The organism is Psychromonas sp. L1A2, assembly GCF_009828855.1.
Lineage (GTDB): Bacteria > Pseudomonadota > Gammaproteobacteria > Enterobacterales > Psychromonadaceae > Psychromonas.
The window spans coordinates 1,784,888-1,808,229 of the sequence record NZ_WUAG01000002.1 but is presented as its reverse complement, the minus strand read 5'-3'; the positions used below and the strand labels follow the sequence as shown (position 1 = coordinate 1,808,229).

17 protein-coding genes are annotated in these 23,342 nt (G+C 34.6%); 13 read left to right on the top strand and 4 right to left on the bottom strand.

The window, feature by feature from the left end:
• Positions 1–21: 21 nt before the first annotated feature.
• Positions 22–1,212, top strand: a complete 1,191-nt coding sequence (locus GQR59_RS18250; RefSeq protein ID WP_160065053.1) for a benzoate/H(+) symporter BenE family transporter — start codon at positions 22–24, stop codon at positions 1,210–1,212.
• A 4-nt stretch (positions 1,213–1,216) separates the two neighbouring features.
• Here the strand turns inward: GQR59_RS18250 and GQR59_RS18245 are convergent, their stop codons facing one another.
• On the bottom strand, positions 1,217–2,416 hold the full coding sequence (locus GQR59_RS18245; RefSeq protein ID WP_160065051.1) for a methyltransferase: 1,200 nt from the start codon (positions 2,414–2,416) through the stop codon (positions 1,217–1,219).
• Positions 2,417–3,046: 630 nt separating this feature from the next.
• On the opposite strand from GQR59_RS18245, the gene GQR59_RS18240 reads away from it, so the two are divergent.
• On the top strand, positions 3,047–3,598 hold the full coding sequence (locus tag GQR59_RS18240) for a PEP-CTERM sorting domain-containing protein (RefSeq protein WP_160065049.1): 552 nt from the start codon (positions 3,047–3,049) through the stop codon (positions 3,596–3,598).
• A gap of 122 nt (positions 3,599–3,720) precedes the next feature.
• Here the strand turns inward: GQR59_RS18240 and GQR59_RS18235 are convergent, their stop codons facing one another.
• Complete coding sequence (locus tag GQR59_RS18235) at positions 3,721–3,912, bottom strand: hypothetical protein (protein ID WP_160065047.1); 192 nt, start codon at positions 3,910–3,912, stop codon at positions 3,721–3,723.
• Positions 3,913–3,967: 55 nt separating this feature from the next.
• On the bottom strand, positions 3,968–4,621 hold the full coding sequence (locus GQR59_RS18230; RefSeq protein ID WP_160065045.1) for a hypothetical protein: 654 nt from the start codon (positions 4,619–4,621) through the stop codon (positions 3,968–3,970).
• A gap of 501 nt (positions 4,622–5,122) precedes the next feature.
• On the opposite strand from GQR59_RS18230, the gene GQR59_RS18225 reads away from it, so the two are divergent.
• The 8 genes from GQR59_RS18225 to GQR59_RS18190 all read left to right on the top strand — a co-directional run bounded on the left by GQR59_RS18225 (position 5,123) and on the right by GQR59_RS18190 (position 17,851).
• Positions 5,123–5,629, top strand: a complete 507-nt coding sequence (locus GQR59_RS18225) for a hypothetical protein (RefSeq protein WP_160065043.1) — start codon at positions 5,123–5,125, stop codon at positions 5,627–5,629.
• Positions 5,630–6,104: 475 nt separating this feature from the next.
• Positions 6,105–7,385 (top strand): cation:proton antiporter, encoded by a 1,281-nt coding sequence (locus GQR59_RS18220; RefSeq protein WP_160065041.1) that lies wholly within the window; start codon positions 6,105–6,107, stop codon positions 7,383–7,385.
• Positions 7,386–8,051: 666 nt separating this feature from the next.
• Positions 8,052–10,439: an HD domain-containing phosphohydrolase gene (locus GQR59_RS18215; RefSeq protein WP_160065039.1), complete on the top strand. Its 2,388-nt coding sequence runs from the start codon at positions 8,052–8,054 to the stop codon at positions 10,437–10,439.
• A 71-nt stretch (positions 10,440–10,510) separates the two neighbouring features.
• A complete protein-coding gene (locus GQR59_RS18210; RefSeq protein WP_236546811.1) occupies positions 10,511–12,301 on the top strand; it encodes an ABC transporter ATP-binding protein in 1,791 nt (596 codons plus the stop codon).
• A gap of 73 nt (positions 12,302–12,374) precedes the next feature.
• Positions 12,375–12,848 (top strand): GreA/GreB family elongation factor, encoded by a 474-nt coding sequence (locus GQR59_RS18205; protein ID WP_160065037.1) that lies wholly within the window; start codon positions 12,375–12,377, stop codon positions 12,846–12,848.
• Positions 12,849–13,083: 235 nt separating this feature from the next.
• A complete protein-coding gene (locus GQR59_RS18200) occupies positions 13,084–14,475 on the top strand; it encodes an aminotransferase class V-fold PLP-dependent enzyme (RefSeq protein ID WP_160065035.1) in 1,392 nt (463 codons plus the stop codon).
• Positions 14,476–14,585: 110 nt separating this feature from the next.
• Positions 14,586–15,512: a transporter substrate-binding domain-containing protein gene (locus GQR59_RS18195; RefSeq protein ID WP_160065033.1), complete on the top strand. Its 927-nt coding sequence runs from the start codon at positions 14,586–14,588 to the stop codon at positions 15,510–15,512.
• Between the two features lie 8 nt (positions 15,513–15,520).
• A complete protein-coding gene (locus tag GQR59_RS18190; RefSeq protein ID WP_236546810.1) occupies positions 15,521–17,851 on the top strand; it encodes a putative bifunctional diguanylate cyclase/phosphodiesterase in 2,331 nt (776 codons plus the stop codon).
• A 324-nt stretch (positions 17,852–18,175) separates the two neighbouring features.
• Here the strand turns inward: GQR59_RS18190 and GQR59_RS18185 are convergent, their stop codons facing one another.
• Positions 18,176–18,826, bottom strand: a complete 651-nt coding sequence (locus tag GQR59_RS18185; RefSeq protein WP_160065029.1) for a DsbA family oxidoreductase — start codon at positions 18,824–18,826, stop codon at positions 18,176–18,178.
• A gap of 462 nt (positions 18,827–19,288) precedes the next feature.
• Between GQR59_RS18185 and GQR59_RS18180 the strand changes: the two genes are divergently transcribed.
• The 3 genes from GQR59_RS18180 (at position 19,289) to GQR59_RS18170 (ending at position 23,268) form a co-directional block, all read left to right on the top strand.
• Positions 19,289–20,086: a polysaccharide lyase family 7 protein gene (locus GQR59_RS18180; protein ID WP_160065027.1), complete on the top strand. Its 798-nt coding sequence runs from the start codon at positions 19,289–19,291 to the stop codon at positions 20,084–20,086.
• A 124-nt stretch (positions 20,087–20,210) separates the two neighbouring features.
• Complete coding sequence (locus GQR59_RS18175; protein ID WP_160065025.1) at positions 20,211–21,608, top strand: hypothetical protein; 1,398 nt, start codon at positions 20,211–20,213, stop codon at positions 21,606–21,608.
• Between the two features lie 286 nt (positions 21,609–21,894).
• Positions 21,895–23,268, top strand: a complete 1,374-nt coding sequence (locus tag GQR59_RS18170) for an MATE family efflux transporter (protein ID WP_160065023.1) — start codon at positions 21,895–21,897, stop codon at positions 23,266–23,268.
• The last annotated feature ends 74 nt before the right edge of the window (positions 23,269–23,342 follow it).

Here is a 23,342-nt window from a genome sequence, read left to right as displayed (position 1 = left end):
GTTAAAACGCACAGGTCTATTATGAAAACACTTTTCCAACAGGTCAACTCAATAATTGCAGCGATGAGTGCAGGGTTAGTCGCCGTGATCGTCGGATTTTCTAGTTCAATAGCATTAATATACCAATTGGTGATTAATCTAGGCGGTGACAGCCACCTTGTTGCAAGTTGGCTTCTCGCCTTAGGTATTAGTATGGGTATTTTAAGCATTCTACTATCATACTGTTATCGCATTCCAATACTCATTGCTTGGTCTACGCCCGGAGCCGCATTACTGATTGCCAACGTACAAGGCTTTAACCTCAATCAAGCAGTCGGAGGCTTTATTGTCAGTGCATTGTTGCTGTTTATTTTCCCATTATTAATGCCGTTGGATAAATTATTTAAATGGTTACCTACACAGTTAGCTTCAGCAATGTTGGCTGGTATTTTATTGAAGTTTGGTTTTGCTGTTTTTGCACAAATGGAACTGCAACCGATTTTAATTATTAGCATGTTTATCAGTTACTTATTAGCAAAAAGATTGATACCACAATGGACGTTATTAATTGTAATCGCTGTTTCAGTGATCTTAGCTTGGCAGTTACAATTGATTGAAAATAAAGTTATTGAATGGCAATGGAGTGAGTGGCAATTTATTCAGCCAACATTTTCGTGGTCAATTATTGTAGGCATCAGTCTGCCTTTATTTATTGTCACCACTGCTGCTCAAAACTTACCAGGCATAGCAATGCTACAAAGTTTTGGTTATCAAGCTCCTATTAAACGAGTTTTATCAATGACTAGTTTGTTTAATATTATCGTTGCCCCCTTTGGTGGTTATGCACTCAATCTAGCGGCTATCAGTGCTTCAATCTGTATGACTGAAGATGTACATAAAGATGTTAATAAACGTTATTGGGCAAGCATTTGGGCTGGTATTTTTTATATTATTTTAGGGCTGCTAGCTGCCTATATCATTGCTTGGTTCGCTCTTTTGCCAGAGTCGTTAATATTAGCCTTAGCAGGCATTGCACTATTCGGGACCATTACTCATAGCTTACAGCAAAGTGTTAATAGTAAATCTAAACATATTAACGAAGCAGCAGTGATCACCTTACTTATTACAGCCTCACCCATTGCTTTATGGGGATTAAGCTCAGTAATATGGGGCGTTATTGGAGGGCTATTAGTTTTATTTTTCAGTCAATTATCATTTAAAAAACACGATTAAAAAGTTAACGAGATGCCTGAATTAAAAGATTACGAGGGGTAATCTTTACATCACAAAACCTCGATATTTTCACTTGGTAACCCACTTCTTGCAAACTTAAGGCTCGATCATAAACTAACCATAACTCTAAAGGATCACGGAAAAATTGTGACACTAATTCACAGCGTCTTAAGCGATTAAAACGTTCTCTTCCTTGATCTAAATACACTGATAAATCGCCTGGTAATTCGATATTTAGTTGTTTGTATGCTTTAACCCATTCTACAAAACCTCTAAAGTTATTGGATAACAACGTTTTGGGGAAACTGGGTACAGTTAAGTAGTCTTCTGTTTTTAAAAGTGCTTTTTGTAAACAATCAAAACTTAAACGCCACCAAACTTCTTGATCATTTAATTGTGTTTGCCTTTCTCCAGACGTACTTTGTTGTACCACTGCTAACTTTAAGTCTTGCTTGCTTAAAGTGATTGATGACAACAATTGGCTTTGTTGTAAAGCATAAGAGGACACCGCTTGGTAATTGTCATGTTCAGTCAAATGGTAGCAACATGGACTTATGGTTACTTTTTCTGTTAATGCTTTTTTAACACCATTAATAAGATGCACATGTAAATCACCACAAGCATGCAAAGCAACAACATGCTGTTCTTTATTAAGTAATTGGTTCCCCTCTCCCAACAAAACGTTAGCAACAAAGAAAGGTTGTAATATAGATTGTTGTTCGGCTAAGGCCAGACCTTGATTGCATAGCTCAGCATTCCATTCCACTGCACTGATTTGGTTTTTTGTTTTATAATGGATCAATCTTCCTAAATGCCCTTTACCAGCACACCACTCTAAAACAGGCAGGCTCTCACCTATATAATGAGAGAATTGATCTATTTGAACCCATTTTCGTCCTTTAATTCCCTTTTTTAACCAAAAAGGAATCTCGGTATGACTACTCAATTGATCGTATTTAATATCGAAGAGCACATCATTTACATTTAATAGATCGGGAATAAATTGCTTTAATAATGGATATAACAAAGTAGGATTTTGTTGATAACTCATTAATTTAGTGTCATCTATACCGTGTAAAAAGTTAATTAATTCTCTGTTGTCAGAAAAGGAAGGGTAATCATGTAAAATAAAAGCGTTATAATGCCAATATTGTTTCATTGTCGTTAAGTAGCGATCAATTCCATCAAAATTATGTTTTAACATGCGACTTCCCACCACCATTTCAAAAAACATTAAGATTGTTAAACTTTTTCAACACAAACTTTAATCTCAGAACTAATTAATAATTAATATCTAACAATCAATAACATATTACTGAACAACGAAATGATAAAATAATGATCTTAATTTCCACCTCATAAATAAATAATAACGAGTCTGTAACTCTGTCCCAAAATATCAACTAAAAAAATAAACATTTTAAATCAACACCATACTGGCAATAAATATTATTTTAGCAATTAAAGTCAACTATCTCCAATTGGATATCGAAAAATTTTACACTCAATTCACTTCATTACCATCTATTTAATATAAAAATTAAACTAACCAAAAAGAGTTATGATATAAATATCAAGTAAAAATAAACCCATTAAAAAACAAAAGGTTAACGAAAACTTGTAAATTCATAAAAAGTATTACTGCTTAAAATTTACATTATAAATTTATCGGAGGTAAATAATCACCGTTGAATAACTTTACAACTTAAATAAAACATCAAATAAAAAGCACCATTAAACATATAAACAACTGATAAATAACAACTTAATAAGTTGGCACATTACATGCTCTATATACATATGGAATTATCCATTTATACGAAGGAGAGAACACATGAAAAAATTTATTACATTAATCACTAGTTCATTTTTACTTTTTTTAGCAACCAGCTCTGCTTATGCAACGCCTATTGAAGGTGTTATACGATTTACAGGTTCTGCAACAGTGACTGGTACATACCCGACAATTAGTTCAATTGCGTTTACTGATACTTATGTTAGTTTAACTGATGCAAATGTAACAGGTGATTTTGATGGTTTAGAAGGATGGGCTGCAACATTCACTGACTATACTTTCGGAGATTCTTTACCTTATGTACTTTGGGCAGTAGATTCTTTTACATTCACAGCAACTAATTTTTCAATTGATAGCCTTACTCCAGCTCTAGGTGGTGGATTAACAGGTACAATTTCTGGTTCAGGATTCCTTACCAGCATAGACCCTCTATTAGATACAACTAGTGGATTATGGGCAATTACTGGTGAGTTATTAAATGGACAAGTATCTTTCTCTGCGACTACCGTTCCAGCTCCAGCTGGTGCAGCATTATTAGGTTTATCTTTATTAGGTTTTGGTTTCGCTCGTCGTAACAAAAAAACTAAATAAGACGCTTTTCTTTATAAACTGAATAATTCTATAAAGCCTAACAGTCGTTTGATTGTTAGGCTTTTTTATATCAACACTGACTAGTATTAAATATTGATTAAGAAATGCGTACTCAATATATCTTACTTTTTGTCATTAAGTTTAGTATTAGCTTCACTATTTATTTCACAGGCTTTAACTTTATTAGGCTCTTCATTATCTGATGCCACAGGGTCGCTACAACAACTGCCAAAGTGAACGCCATCTAACCATTGTTGCAACTCTTCTTCGCTCGGTTTGTTAGCTTTATTTATTTGTTCTTTTTTATCAGTCATATACTTTCCTTTACAAATAAAAAGATTATTTATTAGAGAATCTTATTAGAAAACCTTAAATACCAATACTATCTAGTATTTCTAAGAACACATCTTCTCGAGTTTTAGGAGTTAAGTTCGGATACAAACGACATAAGCGGATTGCTTGGCTAAACTTCTTTTTACCTAATACACTCAACACTCTTGTAAACAATGTTTCATCTAAAAAGAATGTTTTAACGGCATGTGTTACTGCGTCATCTAAAGAAACATATTGCACACCATCAAACTCAAAGCTTTCATTATCACTGTTCACTTCTAATGCTTCGTTATTAATCACAAGCGCCCAACCTTGATAGTTAATACGCGCTTGCATCATTTCAAACATAGGCCATGCACTACGCTTAAAGCCCTCAAACGCACTACCTTCCAACTCTGACTCTTCTAACTCTTGTTTCGTCCAATTAGACCCGATACTAAGTACTTTCTGATGTTTGGTAGTAAGTGCTTGTTTAACCGCATCACGATAACTATAAATAGAAGGAAATGCAGAACGTTTTACGATACTCGCACACTCTTTACAGCTAGGTAAACTCAGTGCTTGGTGATCTAAGATATTGATTTCGTATTCATGCTTAGGGAACTTAATTTTTTTATCGCTTGGCTCACCACAAAACCAGCAAGTATTGCGATAGTTAAAAGGAACTTCGACAGCAGAGAAAGTGGCCATATTATTTACCCGTAAAAAGAGCTAAGAGTACGTTTTGAATCACCAATAATCAATGATCTAATTTCTTTCGCTACAGATGAGCTAATAAATATTGAGGAAGTGTTGTTATAGAGTTTAATTAAAGTAACGCGATGTAACGATAAAGTTTTTGCTAATACGTAAAAACAGGAAAGGGCAGCCTAAGCTGCCCTAATTTAGTCACACTATCAAATCCATGATAGAAGTTGCTCCATGCAATAAATCCATTTGACTACTGCCATACTAGGCATCCTCTTCCCAAATCCTTTGAGCTTCTTCCTTGTTTCATATCCTTATCCGACAAACATCCAGTTCATCAATCCAACATCCTGCTGGCTTCTTCCATGACACATCCATATTTAATAAACATCCTGCTTATTAACTGCTCCCTATCCTTGGAAGGTGTCCTTTCTACATCCTATAATATCTTCCGTGTTCTTCCTTAACGATAAACATCCTGCTTATCTAACTCCGATCCTTGAAGTGTCCTTATTACATCCTGTAATGCCTTCCGTGTTCTTCCTTAACGATAAACATCCTGCTTATCTAACTCCAATCCTTGAAGCGTCCTTATTACATCCTGTAATGCCTTCCGTGTTCTTCCTTAACGATAAACATCCTGCTTATCTAACTCCAATCCTTGAAGTGTCCTTATTACATCCTGTAATGTCTTCCATGTTCTTCCTTAACGATAAACATCCTGCTTATCTAACTCCAATCCTTGAAGTGTCCTTATTACATCCTGTAATGTCTTCCGTGTTCTTCCTTAACGATAAACATCCTGCTTATCTAACTCCATCAACCCTTGAAGTGTCCTTATTACATCCTGTAATATCTTCCGTGTTCTTCCTTAACGATAAACATCCTGCTTATCCAACTCCAATCCTTGAAGTGTCCTTTTATCATCCTGATAGGATAAATAATCTTTATTTACCCTTTAACAACATCCTGTTGTTTCTTTGCTGTCCGTTGCTGATTTACATCCTGTAAATCATCTACGTTTCTTGTTTGCGGGAGAGATAATACGATGCATTTCTTAAATAAAACCAAGTAAATAAAGAACATACCGACAACAAAGCGAACAAAAAACAAACTTATCATTTAATTTCAAAGACTTAATTTAAAATTAAATTTTTAAAGTGTCTTAAATTAACTATTTAAAGTGAGGATCTACTACGTTGCTAATGGTCGATCTCGCACAAAGGGAAATGAGGGTAAAGTTAATATTGAAATAAACGGGAAATTATTATCGATCTAGATCACAAAGAAGAGGCAGTGATGTTATAAAAATGAAGATATAAAACGTATTTATTGAGTTATTTTAAGAATATTAGTGAATCAATTATAGATTCGGTCATGAATGACTAAAAAACAATCAATAAGCTTATAAAAGAGTGAACTAAGCATAGTATTTGATATAATTTCGCATTATATTCACACTTTCTTTATACCTCAGGTTATTACTATGACAGTTTATGCCACCTTTTGTTTCCTCGCCGCAGCAGCAATGTTAATTACATTCGTTAATAGTAAATTAGGTAAATGGCAAAATACCATTGCCATCACAGCTGGATCCTTACTTTTATCACTTATTATCGTTATTGCGGGTAAAAATGGCTTTACTCAATTACGAGAAATAGCCGTTACCCAACTTACAGAAATAGACTTCGAACATTTTTTATTAAATGGTTTATTAGGCTTCTTACTCTTTGCAGGTGGTTTAGGCATTAAGTTAGAAAGTTTAAAAGATCAAAAGTGGGAAATTACTGTACTTGCTTTAGCTGCAACACTCTTTTCTACCTTCTTTGTCGGCTTCGTATTGTATTATATTTGCCAACTTATCGGCTTACCTCTCGACCTCATTTATTGTTTATTGTTTGGTTCATTAATATCACCTACCGACCCTATTGCTGTATTAGCTATTGTTAAAAAGCTAGACGCTCCAAAAAGAATATCGACTCAAATTGAAGGTGAGTCTTTATTCAATGATGGCTTTGGATTAGTTATTTTTGTTACTTTATTTAATATCGCATTTTCTGGACAACCATTAACAATAGAAAGTGTTTCGATGCTTTTTTTACATGAAGCTATTGGCGGCATCGTTTACGGTTTTGCACTTGGGTTATTATTCCATTACTTAATCAGTGCGACCAATGACCATGCAATGGAACTCTTGCTTACCATTGGTGTGCCAACTGCTGGATTTGTATTTGGTGGAATGATTGGCGTTTCTGCTCCACTGGCGATGGTTGTTGCAGGTATCATGATTGGTAATTGGACTAGAAAAAATGGATTCTCTAAAGAGAGCAAAGCCCAGTTAGACCATTTTTGGGAATTAGTTGATGAATTCTTAAACGGTATATTATTCCTATTAATTGGTTTAAGCATGTTGCAATTCAGCTTCTATAAAGAAGATTGGATTATAATGCTTATTGCCATTCCTTTAGTATTATTAGCGCGTTACTTAAGCGTTCGCTTAGCTTATCTAGGTTTTAACCGCTTCCGTAGTTACAACCCTTATTCTGTACGAATTTTAACTTGGGGCGGATTACGTGGTGGACTTGCCTTAGCAATGGCAATGGCAGTCCCTGCCGGTGTGTGGGTATTACCTGAAAAAAATATTGATGTACGTGAAATAATATTAGTAATGACTTATGGCGTTGTATTATTTTCAATACTGATACAAGGCTCTAGTATTGTGCCATTAATCAATAAAGCTAAAGAATGGCAAAACAAAAATCAGTAATTAATCGCTCATTATTATCAGGCCATTTTATTAATAAATGGTCTGATAATGCCTCAATAAAGCTGAGTGAGACAAAATAATTAAAGTGTTTTAAGTCAAAATCCTCTATCCATATTACATCCCTTCAACCACAAGAATGACTAAACAAACAATTTAATAATACTTAACCTCAGCTCTAGTTAATGAAAGCGGAATTATATTTAAAATCAGAAGGTACTATTTTTTACTATGCAGTGCCGTTAGTTTTACGTAGTTCAAGGCGAATTATTGAAGCAATAACGGGTTATTGAAAAATAATTTAACGAAGAAATTCGCGGAAATAGCGATGTTGTATCGCTTTGCTTATCCAGAGCTGAGGTTACTTAGTAACGTTAAATAAAAAATATTTCTCTATCTTCAAAACAATCCCAATCATATATAAAAACATACAAAATAACGCATCAAAAACGATCTAATTTAAACCCAGTAAGAAATGAAATTAATACGAACAAAAACAGATATTACTGGTCGAATAAGAAGCAATGTATCCGTCGTAATCAATTTCAAGCTCAGATACAAAAATATGAATGCTTAAATTAACCAAAATAGATAAAAAGACATTATTTATAGCACTCACAAAACCATTAATCTGTAAAAACATTACATAATAAATTTTCAGGATGAATCATGTCTTCAAAGACAAAAAAAACAACACGCTCAATTCGCTTTACATTAATTAGAACTTTCATCTTCCTTTGTTTTTTGGTCACTACTGTCGCCATCGGCCTACAATATTATACTAGCCAATCAATTGCACAAAAATCAGCTTTACAACTTTTTAATACTAAAGCGCTTATTATTAGTAATAACATTAAACAGAAAGATAACGTAATAAATCACTACAGCACTCTACTTTCCAAGTTTAATAAATTAATCATTAATCAGAAATTACACCCTGATGCACTACAATTATTTGCTAATATAATGGAAGAAAATAAATCATATAATTCAATCTCTCTTGGATTTAAAAATGGTGACTTACAACAATTAATACATTTAAATAAGCCACAAAATAATCAGGACTTGCCTAAAGTAGAATCAGCAACATGGTTACTAGTATCAATTGCAAAGCAAGGGGATCAGAAAATACGTCAATTTTCTTATTTCGACGACACGTTTCATTTTATTAGCCAACATCAAGAAACGACAGATGATAACGTGACAAACCTTTCTTGGTATAAAGAGGCTAAAATACTAACAACGAATAAGTCTAAACTATTTCCTCTAGCGAACTCTTCTTCGTTAGGTCAAACCTCCTCAATCACTATCCCCCATACAAAAACAGTATTAGCAATAGATATCACCTTAGATCCATTCTCAGAGTTCGTGCAAAAAACAAATGATAATAATCAAAATCAATTATTAGATGAGATTTATTTATTTAATGGTACAGGTCATTTATTAGGGTCAAATCAAAAGCTCATAGAACTCAATAATACCGATAAACTATCATTTATCCCTTATCCAGAATTAACTGAATTGGCCTTACATCAAACGAGCTTAAACAAACTTAATAGCATCATAATTAATGATAAGCCTTATTACGCTTATGTAGCTGAAGTTGATGATAAAACCACTATTAATAGCTATTTAGCTATTTTAGTACCAAAAGAAACCCTACTTCTACCAAGTATCAAAACATCAATACAAATTTCAGCTCTCTGTTTAGCACTGTTATTAATTCTCTCATGGTGTTTTTCTTCTCCTTTAACGAATACGATTAAAGCATTATTGGGCGAAACCAAAAAAGTAAAATCACAAGATTATACACAGCTTCAACATATTGTAAGTCGTGTCACTGAGATCAAAGAGCTGAACAGTTCAATGGTTGAAATGAGCCAAATAATTGAAGAATACCAAGTGCAACAAAAGCAAATGACAGCTCTCTTTATTAAACAAACCGCACAGGCAATGGATGATAAATCGCCTTATACCTTTGGACATGCCAATCGAGTACCGGAATTAGGACTCATGTTAGCGAAAGCTAGTTTAAAATCTGACTCACCTGCTTTTGAGCTAGCAAACGAAGATATGTTAAACGAATTCTCTAGTAATGTTTGGTCGCATCACTATGGCAAGCTTACAACTGCTCAACAAGTTGTCAGTAAAGGAACTAAATTAGAAGCCAGTTATAACCGTATCCATGAAATTAGAATGCGTTTTGAAATACTATGGCGAGATGCTGAAATTAACTACTTTAAACAAAGTAGAGCTAATCCAGAACAAAATAAACCACTTAAAGAAGCACTGATTAAACAACAATTACAATTAATGCGAGATTTTGGATTTGTTGCCAAAGCGAATCTTGGTGATACAGAAATAACTGAGCAAGACCTCCTTCGCTTACATAAAATAGGCGCGCAAACTTGGTTCCGTTACTTTGATGATAGACTAGGCTTATCGTCTATTGAAAAACTTAACTTAACAGGTAAAAAACAAAAATTACCTGCTCAAGAGACTCTATTAAGCGATAAAAAAGAACATATTATTAAGCGTAATAATATCACTCAAGTAGATTCCGGAATCAAAATAGAAGTAGCTGATCACCTCTACAATTTTGGTGAACTATATAATTTATCGATCCCACACGGCACCTTAACGGTAGAAGATAAGTTCGAGATAAATCAAAGCATTATTAACACTATTAATTTGCTAAAAGCATTACCTACAACTCACAAGCAAGCCACTGAAATAAAAGATCTTTCAACATATCACCCTGCATTAAAACGAGTTATTTCCCCTTCTAAATTAGAAGAGAAAGAATTTTCTATAACGCAAAATATCCTACTTATCACTGATATTTTTGAAACGTTAACCTCAATAAAAAAACCTCAACAACCAGTCGAGTCGCTTAGTAATGCTATTGATATTTTGCATCAATTAGCTATCGACCAAATCATCGATATCAACCTATTTAAACTATTTTTAAGCAGTGGGGTTTATATAAAATATGCAAACAAGTTTTTACATGAAACACAGATCGGTGAAGTGGAGATCAGTAAATATTTAAATTAACCTGATAAAAATAGAATATTAACCAAGATTAAGTACAATTCGCTTACTATCAAATAAGCATGGTTTTCATATTGAGCGATACTCCGACGATAAATTGGTCTTGGTTAATTAAACAAGCTAAACAACATAAAAAACGCCTTATTACTGCCAATTTTATCGCGATTTTAGCTACGTTAGTGAGTGTCCCAATCCCATTGTTAATGCCATTAATGGTAGATGAAATTCTATTGAACCAGCCAGCATCTGGCGTGGCATTCATTAATCAATTTATTTCCGCACAGTGGCAACAACCCGCTAATTACATCATTTTTATATTTTTAACCGTGCTGGTGATGCGCATTACTAGTCAACTGCTCGGTATTCTCCAAAGTCGCCAATTTACCTTAGTATCGAAAACCATCACCTGTGAAATTCGTAAGCAACTACTTGATAAAATAGGACGTATTAGCATTCGCCAATATGAAACGCGTGGTAGCGGCGGTATTAACTCTCATCTCATTACCGATATTGAAACGATTGATAGCTTTATTGGCAGCACATTAAGTCGTTTCATTGTTAGCTTTTTAACCGTACTGGGTACTGCGGTCATTTTATTATGGATTGACTGGCGATTAGGTTTATTTATTTTACTGGTAAATCCTTTGGTCGTTTATTGCTCACGTAAACTAGGGCATCGCGTTAAACATCTTAAAAAACATGAAAACCAAGCTTTTGAATCATTTCAAAATCGCTTAATTGAAACGCTTGACGGGATCTATCAACTACGTGCATCGAATCGAGAAAAAGCTTTTCTTAATGACCTTAAAAATCAAGCTAATGATATCCGTAGTAGTGCCGATAAATATGCATGGCAAAGTGAAGCTGCAGGCCGTTTTTCATTCTTGCTATTCCTATTAGGCTTTGAACTTTTCAGAGCAGTTGCCATGTTGATGGTGTTATTCAGCGATTTAAGTATTGGTCAAATGTTCGCTGTATTTGGTTACCTATGGTTTATGCTGTCTCCAATGCAAGAATTACTCAATATTCAGTTTTCTTGGTATAGCGCCTCGGCGGCATTAAAACGTATTAATACATTAATGCATATTGAAGAAGATGACCGCTCTGTGAGTAAAGTAAATCCTTTCTTACAAAAGCAAGCCACTGAAGTTCGCATCGAAAATATCAACTTTGCTTATGATGATGAAACAAAAGTACTCACCAATTTAAGTTTAACTATTCCAGCGGGTAAGAAGATTGCGCTAGTTGGTGCGAGCGGAAGTGGTAAATCAACACTAATCCAATTATTAATTGGTGTTTATAAAGCCAATAGTGGCAATATTTTATTTAATGGTGAAAACAGCAAGGATATTGGTTTCGATGTCATTCGAGACCACCTTTCCGTTGTATTACAGCAACCAGTATTATTTAACGATACTTTACGTCAGAACTTATCACTTGGATTACCCTACACAGATCAACAACTATGGCATGCTTTAGAAGTCGCACAACTTAACGATGTTAGTAAAAAATTAACAGATGGATTAGAGACACAATTAGGGCGCCAAGGCTTACGTTTATCTGGAGGACAACGACAGCGCGTTGCCATCGCAAGAATGGTATTAACCGATCCGCAATTAGTTATTTTGGATGAAGCAACTTCAGCCCTAGATACACAAACAGAAAGTACATTACATACTGCACTCAACAACTTCCTAGCAGGACGAACAACCTTGATTGTCGCCCACCGATTATCTGCCGTTAAACAAGCTGATAATATTTATGTGTTAGAAGAGGGTCAAGTTAGCCAATCTGGGACACACCAAGATTTACTTTCGCAAGATGGCTTATATCAAACCTTATATGGTGGACTTCAAAGTCATTAAATTTGATTCAAGAAGAACAATTATTAATAATGCACTCCCACAAATAAAGCGACTAATATTATGATCAAGCGATATGAATAAAATTCAGCTACACCAACAACTAATGACACATTTACAGTCTCTTTTAAATAATGCAAAAGCAGCGGCTAAACGTGCCCATGAAACAGCAACCAGCGAAGAAAATGTTGCTGAAAACAAATACGATACATTGGCTTTAGAAGCCGCTTATTTAGCACAAGGTCAATCGCAACGTGTCACACAATGTCAGGCTGACATTGATACTTGTATAAGCTTACCTATTAATAAATCGACAATCGGTGGCCTTGGTGCTTTAGTCGTACTAGTAAATGAACTTGATGAAGCCAAATATTTATTAATTTGCCCAGTGGCTGGCGGTGTTAAATTACAATGGGAACAGCATACCGTACTGGTTATTACGCCTGAATCACCTATTGGAGCAGCTTTACTAAATCAACAAACCGATGATCAAGTCAGTATTACAATCAATAACAAAAAACAGCACTTTGAGATCTTACAAATTATTTAACGAATAGCGCTTATTTCAGGAATCTATGGTTTGAAAATTTATTTTAGAAAAATTAATTATAAATATTTCCATAAAAAAATAAGCGCCAACTTCTCCTTCCATTATAAAACCTCTACGTTTTTAACTATATAAAACAAGTAACTAAAAGATATAACTTCAAATATATCTCAAAAAATTAAGGGTTTTCATCAAATATCCTCTATTCTTATCTTCCATCTAACATAAAGGACTTAACATGATTGAAGAAAAAGGTATTTCACCAGATCGTAGACATTTTTTAAAAGTATCAACAGGGATCGCAGCAGCAGGACTCACCGCAAGCTTATTACCATCACAAGCGAGTGCTAAATCAAAAAATAACAAACACCAACATAAAGATAAAAAATTATGGCATAAAGTACAAAAAGAATTTGTGTTAGATAAAAAAACAACTTACATGAATATTGGTACCACTGGCTCAATGCCTAAAGATATCTTAAAAAATTACCAAGAAAATAATCAAAGTGTTGCAGAAAATCCATGGGATATGCAAAACAAGTTTGGTGAATGGCCTTACGTAACAGAAATGACCACGAGTATTGCTCAAGGGTTTGGCGCAAATGCTGATGAAATCATATTAAACCGTAATACAACTGATGGTATGTGTAGCATTATTAACGGTCTACATTTTGAATCTGGTGATGTGATATTAACAACACACCATGAGCACGTAGCAGCGAATTCGCCTTTATATGTTGTAGCCGCACGTTACGGTGTAGAAGTCATTTATTTAGATATTCCAGTGGATACTGGCGATAACAGCATTACAGAACAACAATTTGTAGACTTATTTATTGAAGCAGCCAATGAATATGCTGGTCGAGTACGTTTAATTACTTTCTCTCATATTACTTATAAAACAGGCACACGCTTACCCGCTAAACGTATTTGCCAAGAAGTCGCGATTCCGAATCAAATACCAACACTTATTGACGGTGCACATGGCATCGGTATGTTAGATCTAGATTTCCATGATATCGGTTGTGACTTTTATACCGGTGCAGGGCATAAATGGCAATGTGGCCCAGGTGCAACAGGGATATTATTTGTATTAAACAGCGCAAAGCGATTAGACGAATATTGGTCTGATCGAGAAAACCCTTTATGGTTTATTAATTCATCATTAGGCCATGCTGATTATTTAGGTACGCAATTACAATTTCAGTATATTGGTAATGATAACTACCCAGCGAAACAAGCATTAACAGATGCATGTGATATGTGGGATGAGATTGGACGTGATGTCATTGAAGAGCGAGTTTTATCACTTAGTAAGCTTTGTAAGCAACAAATAAAAGCAACATTCCCAAATGCTGCAATATATTCGCCTGATATTGATGAGTTAGCGAGTGCCATTACTAGTTTTAACCCATTTGGTGATGTTAATGACTTAGAAACATTAACAGAATTTAGAGACCGATTACGTGAAGAAACGGGATTTATTATTCGGACAACGGACTTTAAAATACAGCAAAGTGATACGGAAGACACGCATGCATTAAGAATTTCAACTCACCTATTCCATGATGAAGATGATGTAAATGGTTTAGTCGAAGTGATGCTTCATATTTACAATCAGATGGCGTAATACGATCTAATATAACTTCAATACCTTGGTCACTTAACAATAAGTGACCTTTAGTTTTAATCCATTGTAGGTATAATAATGACTTCCCTTAATACTAAGGAGTCCTTGTTATGGATGTACCACAATACAGGCATCTTAAAAAAATCACCTTTTTACTTTTATTTTGTTTTTTTAGCAGCGTCGGTCATACCCGAGATTTAGCTGACATTAAAGCCGATGGAGTCTTACGCCATATAGGAATCCCTTATGCTAATTTTATTATCATTTACAAACAGGATAACAAAACGATAGTCGATGGTTTTGATGTTGAGTTAATGAAAGGCTTTGCAAAACATTTAAGTGTCGAGTATCAGTACATAAAAGCAGGTTGGTCTAACGCATTTACTTTACTCACCGGTCGAAATGCACATTATGCTAATACAGGGCTAATCAGAGGCCACATAACCCATGAGATTAAAGGTGATCTACTTGCGAGTGGCACAACCATTTTACCATGGAGAGAAGAGGTTGTTGATTTCTCAACAAACTACTTCCCATCTGCCGTTTGGTTAATAGCAAGAACAGATTCAGATCTTAAACCGATAACACCATCAGGCTCTGTTACTCAGGATATTATTGCAGTAAAAAAATTGATAAAAGATCATAATGTTTTAGCCATGAAGCAAACCTGTCTTGATCCTAATTTATATGATTTATACGATACAGATGCGAATATAATATTGCCTGTAACTGAACTTAAATTAAACGAAATGATACCTGCTATACTAAATAATGACGCAGAAAGCACACTGCTTGATGTCCCTGATATTTTAATTGGTTTACAAAAGTGGCCAGGTGAAACCAAAGTTATCGGTCCTATCTCAGAAGATCAAAAAATGGGCGTTGGGTTTCGTAAAAATTCACCAAAACTACGCGAAGCTTTCAATCAATACTTAAAAGGCATACAGCAGACGGGTGAATATAACGTATTAGTTAAAAAATATTACCCTTCAGTATTTAATTTCTACCCCAATTTTTTTAAGATTGAAAACGAATAAGGATGACTATGCGACCTTGGTTTACCAGTAAAAATGCCATTGTAATGGCTAGCATAATGCTAGCAGGGTATTTGCTGTTAATATTAACGGTCACCAACGTAGGGCAAAAAAAATTAGAAGAAGCCAAATATAATGAGCAGCGTTTAAAGGTAGAGCATTACGCAGAGTTATTAGGTAATTATTTTGAGCTTGCAAAACGCGATTTGAACATAATTTCAGCAGACAGGACACTTACTACTTTTTTTGCAAATAAGAGCTCAGGTATGTCAATGACCTATGGGTTAGGTGCCAGTTTATTTAATGTAAAACAATTAATTCAAAGACAAGTGGCGTCACGTGAAAAAAAATTAAATCCTATTTTCTCTCGTATTTCATTATTAGCATTAAATGGTTCAATCATCGCCGATAGCGAACAAAATAAAAATGAATTGATATTCAGTGACTTTAATATCGATCTATTACAACTGAAAGCATCCGATCAAAAAATACTTATTGACGACAGCCAAGAAGAAATAAGTATCCGTTTATCCACCACTGTTTATTTCAATTATCAACCGATTGCAGTGCTCATCGCAGAATTTGATAAAGCAATTATTATATCACTCGTTACCGCTCAAGAATATGAAGGTAGTGGCAGTCATATGACATTACGAAGCCAATTTGGCGACTTATTCATTTGGGACTCTTTGGGGAATTCTAAAACCTCCCATTCCAAACATGCTCACGACACCTCTCAACATAGCTTCGTGTTAAAAGCAGAAGTTGCAGAAACACCTTTTATATTAGAAACTTGGTTTGAAAACATTAACAATACGGAACTATTCACTTCTAAATGGTTTGTTTTAGTTATTTCCTTATTAGCAATTCCAGTATTTTTAACATTATATTATTTATTTTATATCGAGCGAAAAAACACGCGACTCAATACACAAATAGCAAATTCAACTAAACACCGCAAAGAATTGTCCGTACATAATGAATTATTGGAAGAAGAAGTTAAAAAACGTAAAGAATCAGAAGAGAAGTTAGTCTACCAAGCAACACACGATTCATTAACAGGATTGCCTAACAGAAGCTACAGCTTACAAAAATTAAATTATGCGATAGATTGCAGTGAACGTAGTAATAAAAAAGTTTTACTAATGTATATCGACTTAGATAACTTTAAACAAATCAACGATACATTAGGGCATGCCGCAGGCGATATAATACTGCAAGAAACAAGTAAACGACTGCTTAATGCTTGTCGTAAAACAGATACAGTTGCACGTCTAAGTGGCGATGAATTCATGGTAGTCATTCATGAGCTAGAAGATCTCGAAAAAGCGGCTCAACTAGCTTATAAAGTGCTTCATCTATTCAATAAACCTTTCCAAATGAATAAGCATCTATTGCATACCTCCACTAGTATTGGCTTAGCTATATACCCTGATGATGCCAATAATGCAGAAACGCTATTAAAAAGTGCTGATATGGCACTTTATAAAGTGAAGGGAAATGGACGTAATAATTTTAGTTTCTATGAATCTAAAATGAATGATGAAGTGAATCGCAACGTAGCCATTAATATTCGTTTACATAAGGCAATAAAAGAAAAAACACTCGAAATGTATTACCAACCTTTAATTGACCTTAACACACAAAAAATCATAGGTGCTGAAGCATTAATGCGCTGGACAGATAGTGAACTTGGCTTCGTACCTCCTGACGAATTTATTGCTATTGCAGAAAAAAATAATTTAATAGAGCAATTAGGCAGTTTTGCTTTGAATACTGCAGCTGAGCAAGCAGCACAATGGCAAGTAATCACCCCGTTACAAATGGCAGTCAACTTTTCTAGTGTGCAATTTAGACACTGTGAAAAATTGTTAACTGAAATTCAACAAGTATTACTAAAAACCGGACTACCACCCAATAAACTAGATGTTGAAGTAACTGAAAGTTTACTGATTAACCAAGAAGGTGAATTATTTGATATGCTGAAGTCTCTACGTAATATGGGAGTCGAACTAAGCATTGATGATTTTGGAACAGGTTATTCTGCACTAAGTTATTTACAGAAATTTTCTTTTACTAAATTAAAAATTGATCGTGCATTCATTATGAATTTAACTAAAAACAAAGCAGATCAATCGCTTGTTACCGCTATTATTGCAATGGCCAAAGCGCTCAATTTAAAAGTGGTTGCAGAAGGCATTGAAGAAGATGAACAAAAACAATTCCTCATTGATATTGACTGTGAATACGGGCAAGGTTATCTATTTAGCCCACCAGTAACAGCGAAAAAATTTGAAGCATTATTACACCAGCAAGCCAATTCAAATAGTACTTTTACTTAAACCGACCTTTTGTTGTTAACTATATCCGTTACTGTTCAAGGTGCTTTGTTCAGTCATTAACTTGGACTCCAAATCAAGGCGCAACATGATGACAGTAACTAATCCTCTAGTTCTTATTGAAGGTTGCAACGCCGAGTCGATTTTTAAGCTAACGACCCAGAGGGTAAACAGTAAAGCAAACATCTTCGTTGTTAGAAAGTGTCAACTTAACCCGTTAGATCTTCCTCTTTCTACTGAGCACCTGTTCACTTCATTGCGGCTGAATGTTGCACCTTGAGTGGTAACGGATATAGATAATATTTTACCTAGCTAACAAATTTCTCATTATTTAAGCTCTGCTAACAGTTCTGTTAATACTTGCTTATAAGCTTCAACAGGTTGCGCACCAGATAATGCACTCGTGCGGTTAAAGACAACAGCTGGTACAGCTGAAATACCTAAACCTTGCCAAAACCTTTCATGTTCTACCACTTGGTCACGATATTTAGCTTCTTCTAATCGAGTTTTAGCTTGTTCAGAATCCAACCCAATTTTTTCTACTTCATTAAGTAATGTTTCACGATTAGAAACATCTTTTTGATCAGTAAATGCAGCGGTAAACAAAGCAAGTTTTAACTCTGTTTGCTTACCGTGTTCATCTGCATACTCTAATAAAATATGTGCATCACGCGTGTTAACTATTTTCATTTCTTCAAAAAAGTTAAAAGTAAAGCCAACTTCAGCGCCTCGTTGACTAATATTAAGTCGAGATTTGTCACTATCTTCCCTTGATGAACCGTACTTTTCAGCAACATGTTCACGTAAATCTTGGCCTTCAGGAGGCATGTTTGGATTTAACTCAAAAGGTTGCCATTGCAACTCAATCTTATCAGCGACATCTAACTCATCGATTGCAGTTTGTAGGTTTTTATAACCAATAATGCACCAAGGACAAACAACATCAGACACAATATCTAACTGAATTTTATTACTCATAACAACCCCACATAATGTATTTTCCCAATATAACCGAACATAATATTCAGAACTAAAATGACGATATTGGTATAGTTAAAATCTAATATAACCGCATAAGAACGATCGTTCAACATCTTATTAAAACAATCCTTACTTTCTATCTAATAAGTTAATAGAAACAAAAATAATCAAAGAATTAGTGTAAATTCGGTTGTTTACCATCAAACCCACACCATGAAAAGTGACCTAGATCCGTAGCTGCAACACACTGAAATAATGAACAAAAGTGACTTCAATCTCATAAACAACGCCATATTTGTACTATTTTATGATTAATATCCAACTTTATAAAAACCTGATTTGTACAAAAAAATACCAAAGATAAGCTACTTCCCACTTGCTAAAAGGCCAATTAGCAAAAAATATAAACTTATTAGCTACACATTAATTTCACTAATATGAATAAAAAAGGATTCTCCAATGAAGCAGTTTAAAAAAAGGATTTCACTCTCAGTCGTGGCAGTTGCAACATCTGTATTTTTATTACCAATGCAAGCAATAGCGGACTCTGCGCCTTATGATTACGGTACAAAATACCAATCAGTATTGAATGATTCTAAACTTCAAGCACCAGACAGCTCAACAGTTGCGATTGCACAAGGTGACTTTGAGGGTGCTTATAATGAGTATTTTTATATTCCTAGTAGTGGTAATAAATGGCTAACATTTCAAATTGGACCTGATGAAAAAATGCGTTCTGAATTACGCCAAATGGAAAATTGGTACACGGGTGATACAAGCTACAACAAAATGATTGGTGAAGTATTGTTGTTAGAAAAAGGCACTGCAGATGAAGTGACATTAATGCAGATACATGATGATGCTAATGCAGCAGTGGACGAAGGTGAAGATAAAATTAATAAGCCATTGGTACGCATTGCTTGGCTTGAAGAACAAAAAGAAACAGGTGCATCATCAAAAACTTACGATTCATATTTTGCAATCGTAAAAACCGGTATTTGTGCTTCAAGCTGTTCTGACTACGTAAAATATAAATTAGCAGACTATTCTGCAACAGAAGCGGTTAAGTTTGAAATTAAAGTAGCAAGCAACAAGCTAACAATTAAAGTTAACGGTGTCGCTCATGAAGAGTTTAATAATTTTGATGTAAGTTACTGGGATGGCCTACCAAGTTACTTTAAAGCAGGTGCTTACATTCAATCTGATACCTCGCCGGACGTCGAAGTTCAATTCTCTAGTTTAAAATACTACGACTAAACATAACCTTAATAACAAGGGTCTAATAGGCCCTTTAGTACAGAACTTAATTAATACACGCTAACATTAGTAACCTTAAAAAATCGTTATTAATCGATACGAATAAATACAGATAATCATCGATATGAAATTATTAAAACACCCTCTTTGTATTATTTCTATATTAATATTAATAACACTATTTTATTACGTAATTACTGCAACCTCCTCTTCCGAAGAAACAAACCCATTATTACCTAGACAGAAACAGCAAAGTATCACTCAACAAAAAAAATTGTCCGTTAAACAAGAAAATGCCATAACACCAAAACAAAATACAATACACATAGGTACTGAAACAGAGATAGATAAGCTATACACCGAGTTCATTGATATTTTGAAAATAAATGATCAGGCAATACAGCGGCTCTGGTTACAATTGCTATTCCAACAACAAATTCAGAAAAGCCCGATTGATTTAATTAAATTTTTAGCCAATTTAAATAATAAAAAACAAAGAGAAATTGCCTATATTGCAACATTTACTATTTGGGTTGAAACCGACTTAAATGGATTTAAACAATGGCAACCGTTTATTATTATCGATGACAGTACTGATCAAGCTTATGCGGCGATATCTGTATTACCATCATCCATAATCGATATATCAGATACACTGCTTTGGGTTAACCATATTCAATCAGCAGTATTGCGTGACACCACAATACAACAGGTAATAACAGAAAATGCCCCCTTCCAAGGTGAAAAGCTAATCAGCTGGGCTTTATCTAACGAACAAAATAAAGGTTACTTAACAACTATATATAAGAGTATTAATAACAGCTCCCCGATTCTGGCTTTACAATTATTTAATGAAGTAGAAACTGAAGAGCTACAATTACAAAAAAATATTTTGATGCAAATTGGTTTGTCTTTACCTACGAATAAAATAGATAACGCTTTTATAACAGCGATTGAAATGATGCAAAATAAAGACTTACGTGAATTTATGGTACATATAGCACTACCACGATTGATCAAAAGTGGTGTGATTGAAAATGTAGATCAATTATTAAAAATTGTTTATTCCGCTAAAGCCTATCCAATACAACAAAGTCGCCTGGTAGCAAAATGGGCAAAAACATCACCCGATGTAGCAATACAATACAGTGAAACCATAAAACCAGAACAACAACGCCAAATAGCGATAGCATCAGTCATTAAAGAATGGGCAATAAGTGATCTGCTGGCGGCACATAGCTGGCTTAATCAGCAGAGTCAGTGGGATGATATCGAACTTGCTGCTGTTAAAATAGCAACTATTGCCGCTTCATCTGAAGTATCGATAGATATTGCCTTACAATGGATACCTTCTATCAAAACCACTCAGCTACAATACGAAACCCAACAAAGGGTCATTAAAAGCTGGTATAGCTACGATCAACACAGTGCTCTTGAGTATCTCGATCAAACTGAGTCATTAACTTTTCAACAAAAAACAATCATCAACAACGCCTTAACTAAAATACCTTTTGAGCAATAAATAAGGTATAAATTACTTAAATAATGAAGCCAATCAAAGCACTGATAAATTAAAGTTATTATAATACTATTAAAAGCAATATCACCCAGTTATTATTATGCTAAGAACAGTGAAATTATAATGACATATATTTTATAAATGCTAAATTTTCGTATAAATATTGCTTTCTGTTAACATTTTCCAAGAAAAAATAATTGATTCTCACTAATGGCTGCCCGGCAGCCCATCAATAGTAGAAAAGTTGAATTGTGATTTCTTTTAATTGCTATTAAGTTAAGGTTTATCTGTGTCCTCCCAATCCTATGTCAAAAAGAACTTTTCACTTGCTTGGCCACTAGCGTTAAACGGTCTATTAATGCAATCAATGCTGATGATCGACACTTTATTAGTGTCTCCGTTAGGCGAAATTCCTTTGGCAGCGATGGGTATAGCAACAACAATTGTTGCTGCTATTTTGGGCATTCAAATGGCATTAGCTAATGGAACTCAACTGGTATTGAGCCGTGCTGTCGGTGCAGGAAATCAAACGTCATTATCTAAAGGGCTTTGGTCTGGAATGTTTATTAATGGCTCTGTCGCACTACTTTTTTGGGTCTTATTAACATTATTCGACCTGCCTTTAATCGCCGTTTTAACCGACAATATATCGCTACATCAAGAAATTTCAGACTACTTAACCATATCAAAATACATCATACTTTTTACTGCTATTACGCAAGTTATGATTGCGTTATTTAATGGCTTAGGGAAAACCAAAATCCCTTTTAAAGGTTACCTTATTGAGTTACCTATCAATGCTTTACTCTCTTATTTCTTAATACACGGTTACCATTTTTCAGGAATGATGCAGTTTGAAGGTTTAGGCGTTCAAGGGGCAGCAATAGGTAGCATAATCGCCATAACAGTGCGTATGATTTACCTAGGTTTATACGTGTATATCGATCCTGATTTAAAGTTAACTGCACCACGTCGAGACATCTCGATGTTACGCAATATTCGTTCACACTTTATCGAAATATTTCCCATTGCAGCCAACGTAACTATCCTATTAATAGGTGCTACTATTTACCAATTGTTATATTCGCAATTAGACATTAATGCATATGTAGCGATAACATTAGTCATGCCGTGGATCCGAGCGGGCACACAATTTATAGCAGCATGGTCTCACTCGTCAGCCATTACCATTAGCCAAGCTATTGGCTCTAAAAAGATGGATGACTTAACCAAAAATGTAGATACCAGTATTGATATTGCAGTCATTATTTCAGCTATATGTGCTGTTCTTTTTGCTGTTATGAGTTTCTTTATGGCGGATATTTATCCTGAATTGGATGATACCACCTATCAAGCGTTAGCTGTTATTGCGCCACTTTATATCTTTTTGCCTATTGTGCGAGGATACAATACAGTCCATGGCAATATCTTACGTGCCGTAGGTAAAACCACCGCAGTATTTAAAATCAATTTTACTGGGCAATGGATTATTTCTATTCCATTATGTGCTTTTATTATTTTAGGATTAGATGCCTCTATTTTCTGGGCATTTGCAATTCAACCCTTTGAAGAAGTGGTAAAAGCTATACCATTTAGACAGTTGGCAAGAAAATCATTAAAAGAATTTGATTTAGAAAAAGCACAAAAATTGATGTACGACTGACCTTAACGCATCATTACAATTAGACGATTAACAACTTATGATTACTTTCTTATTCGCATGGACAGTCATTCTTA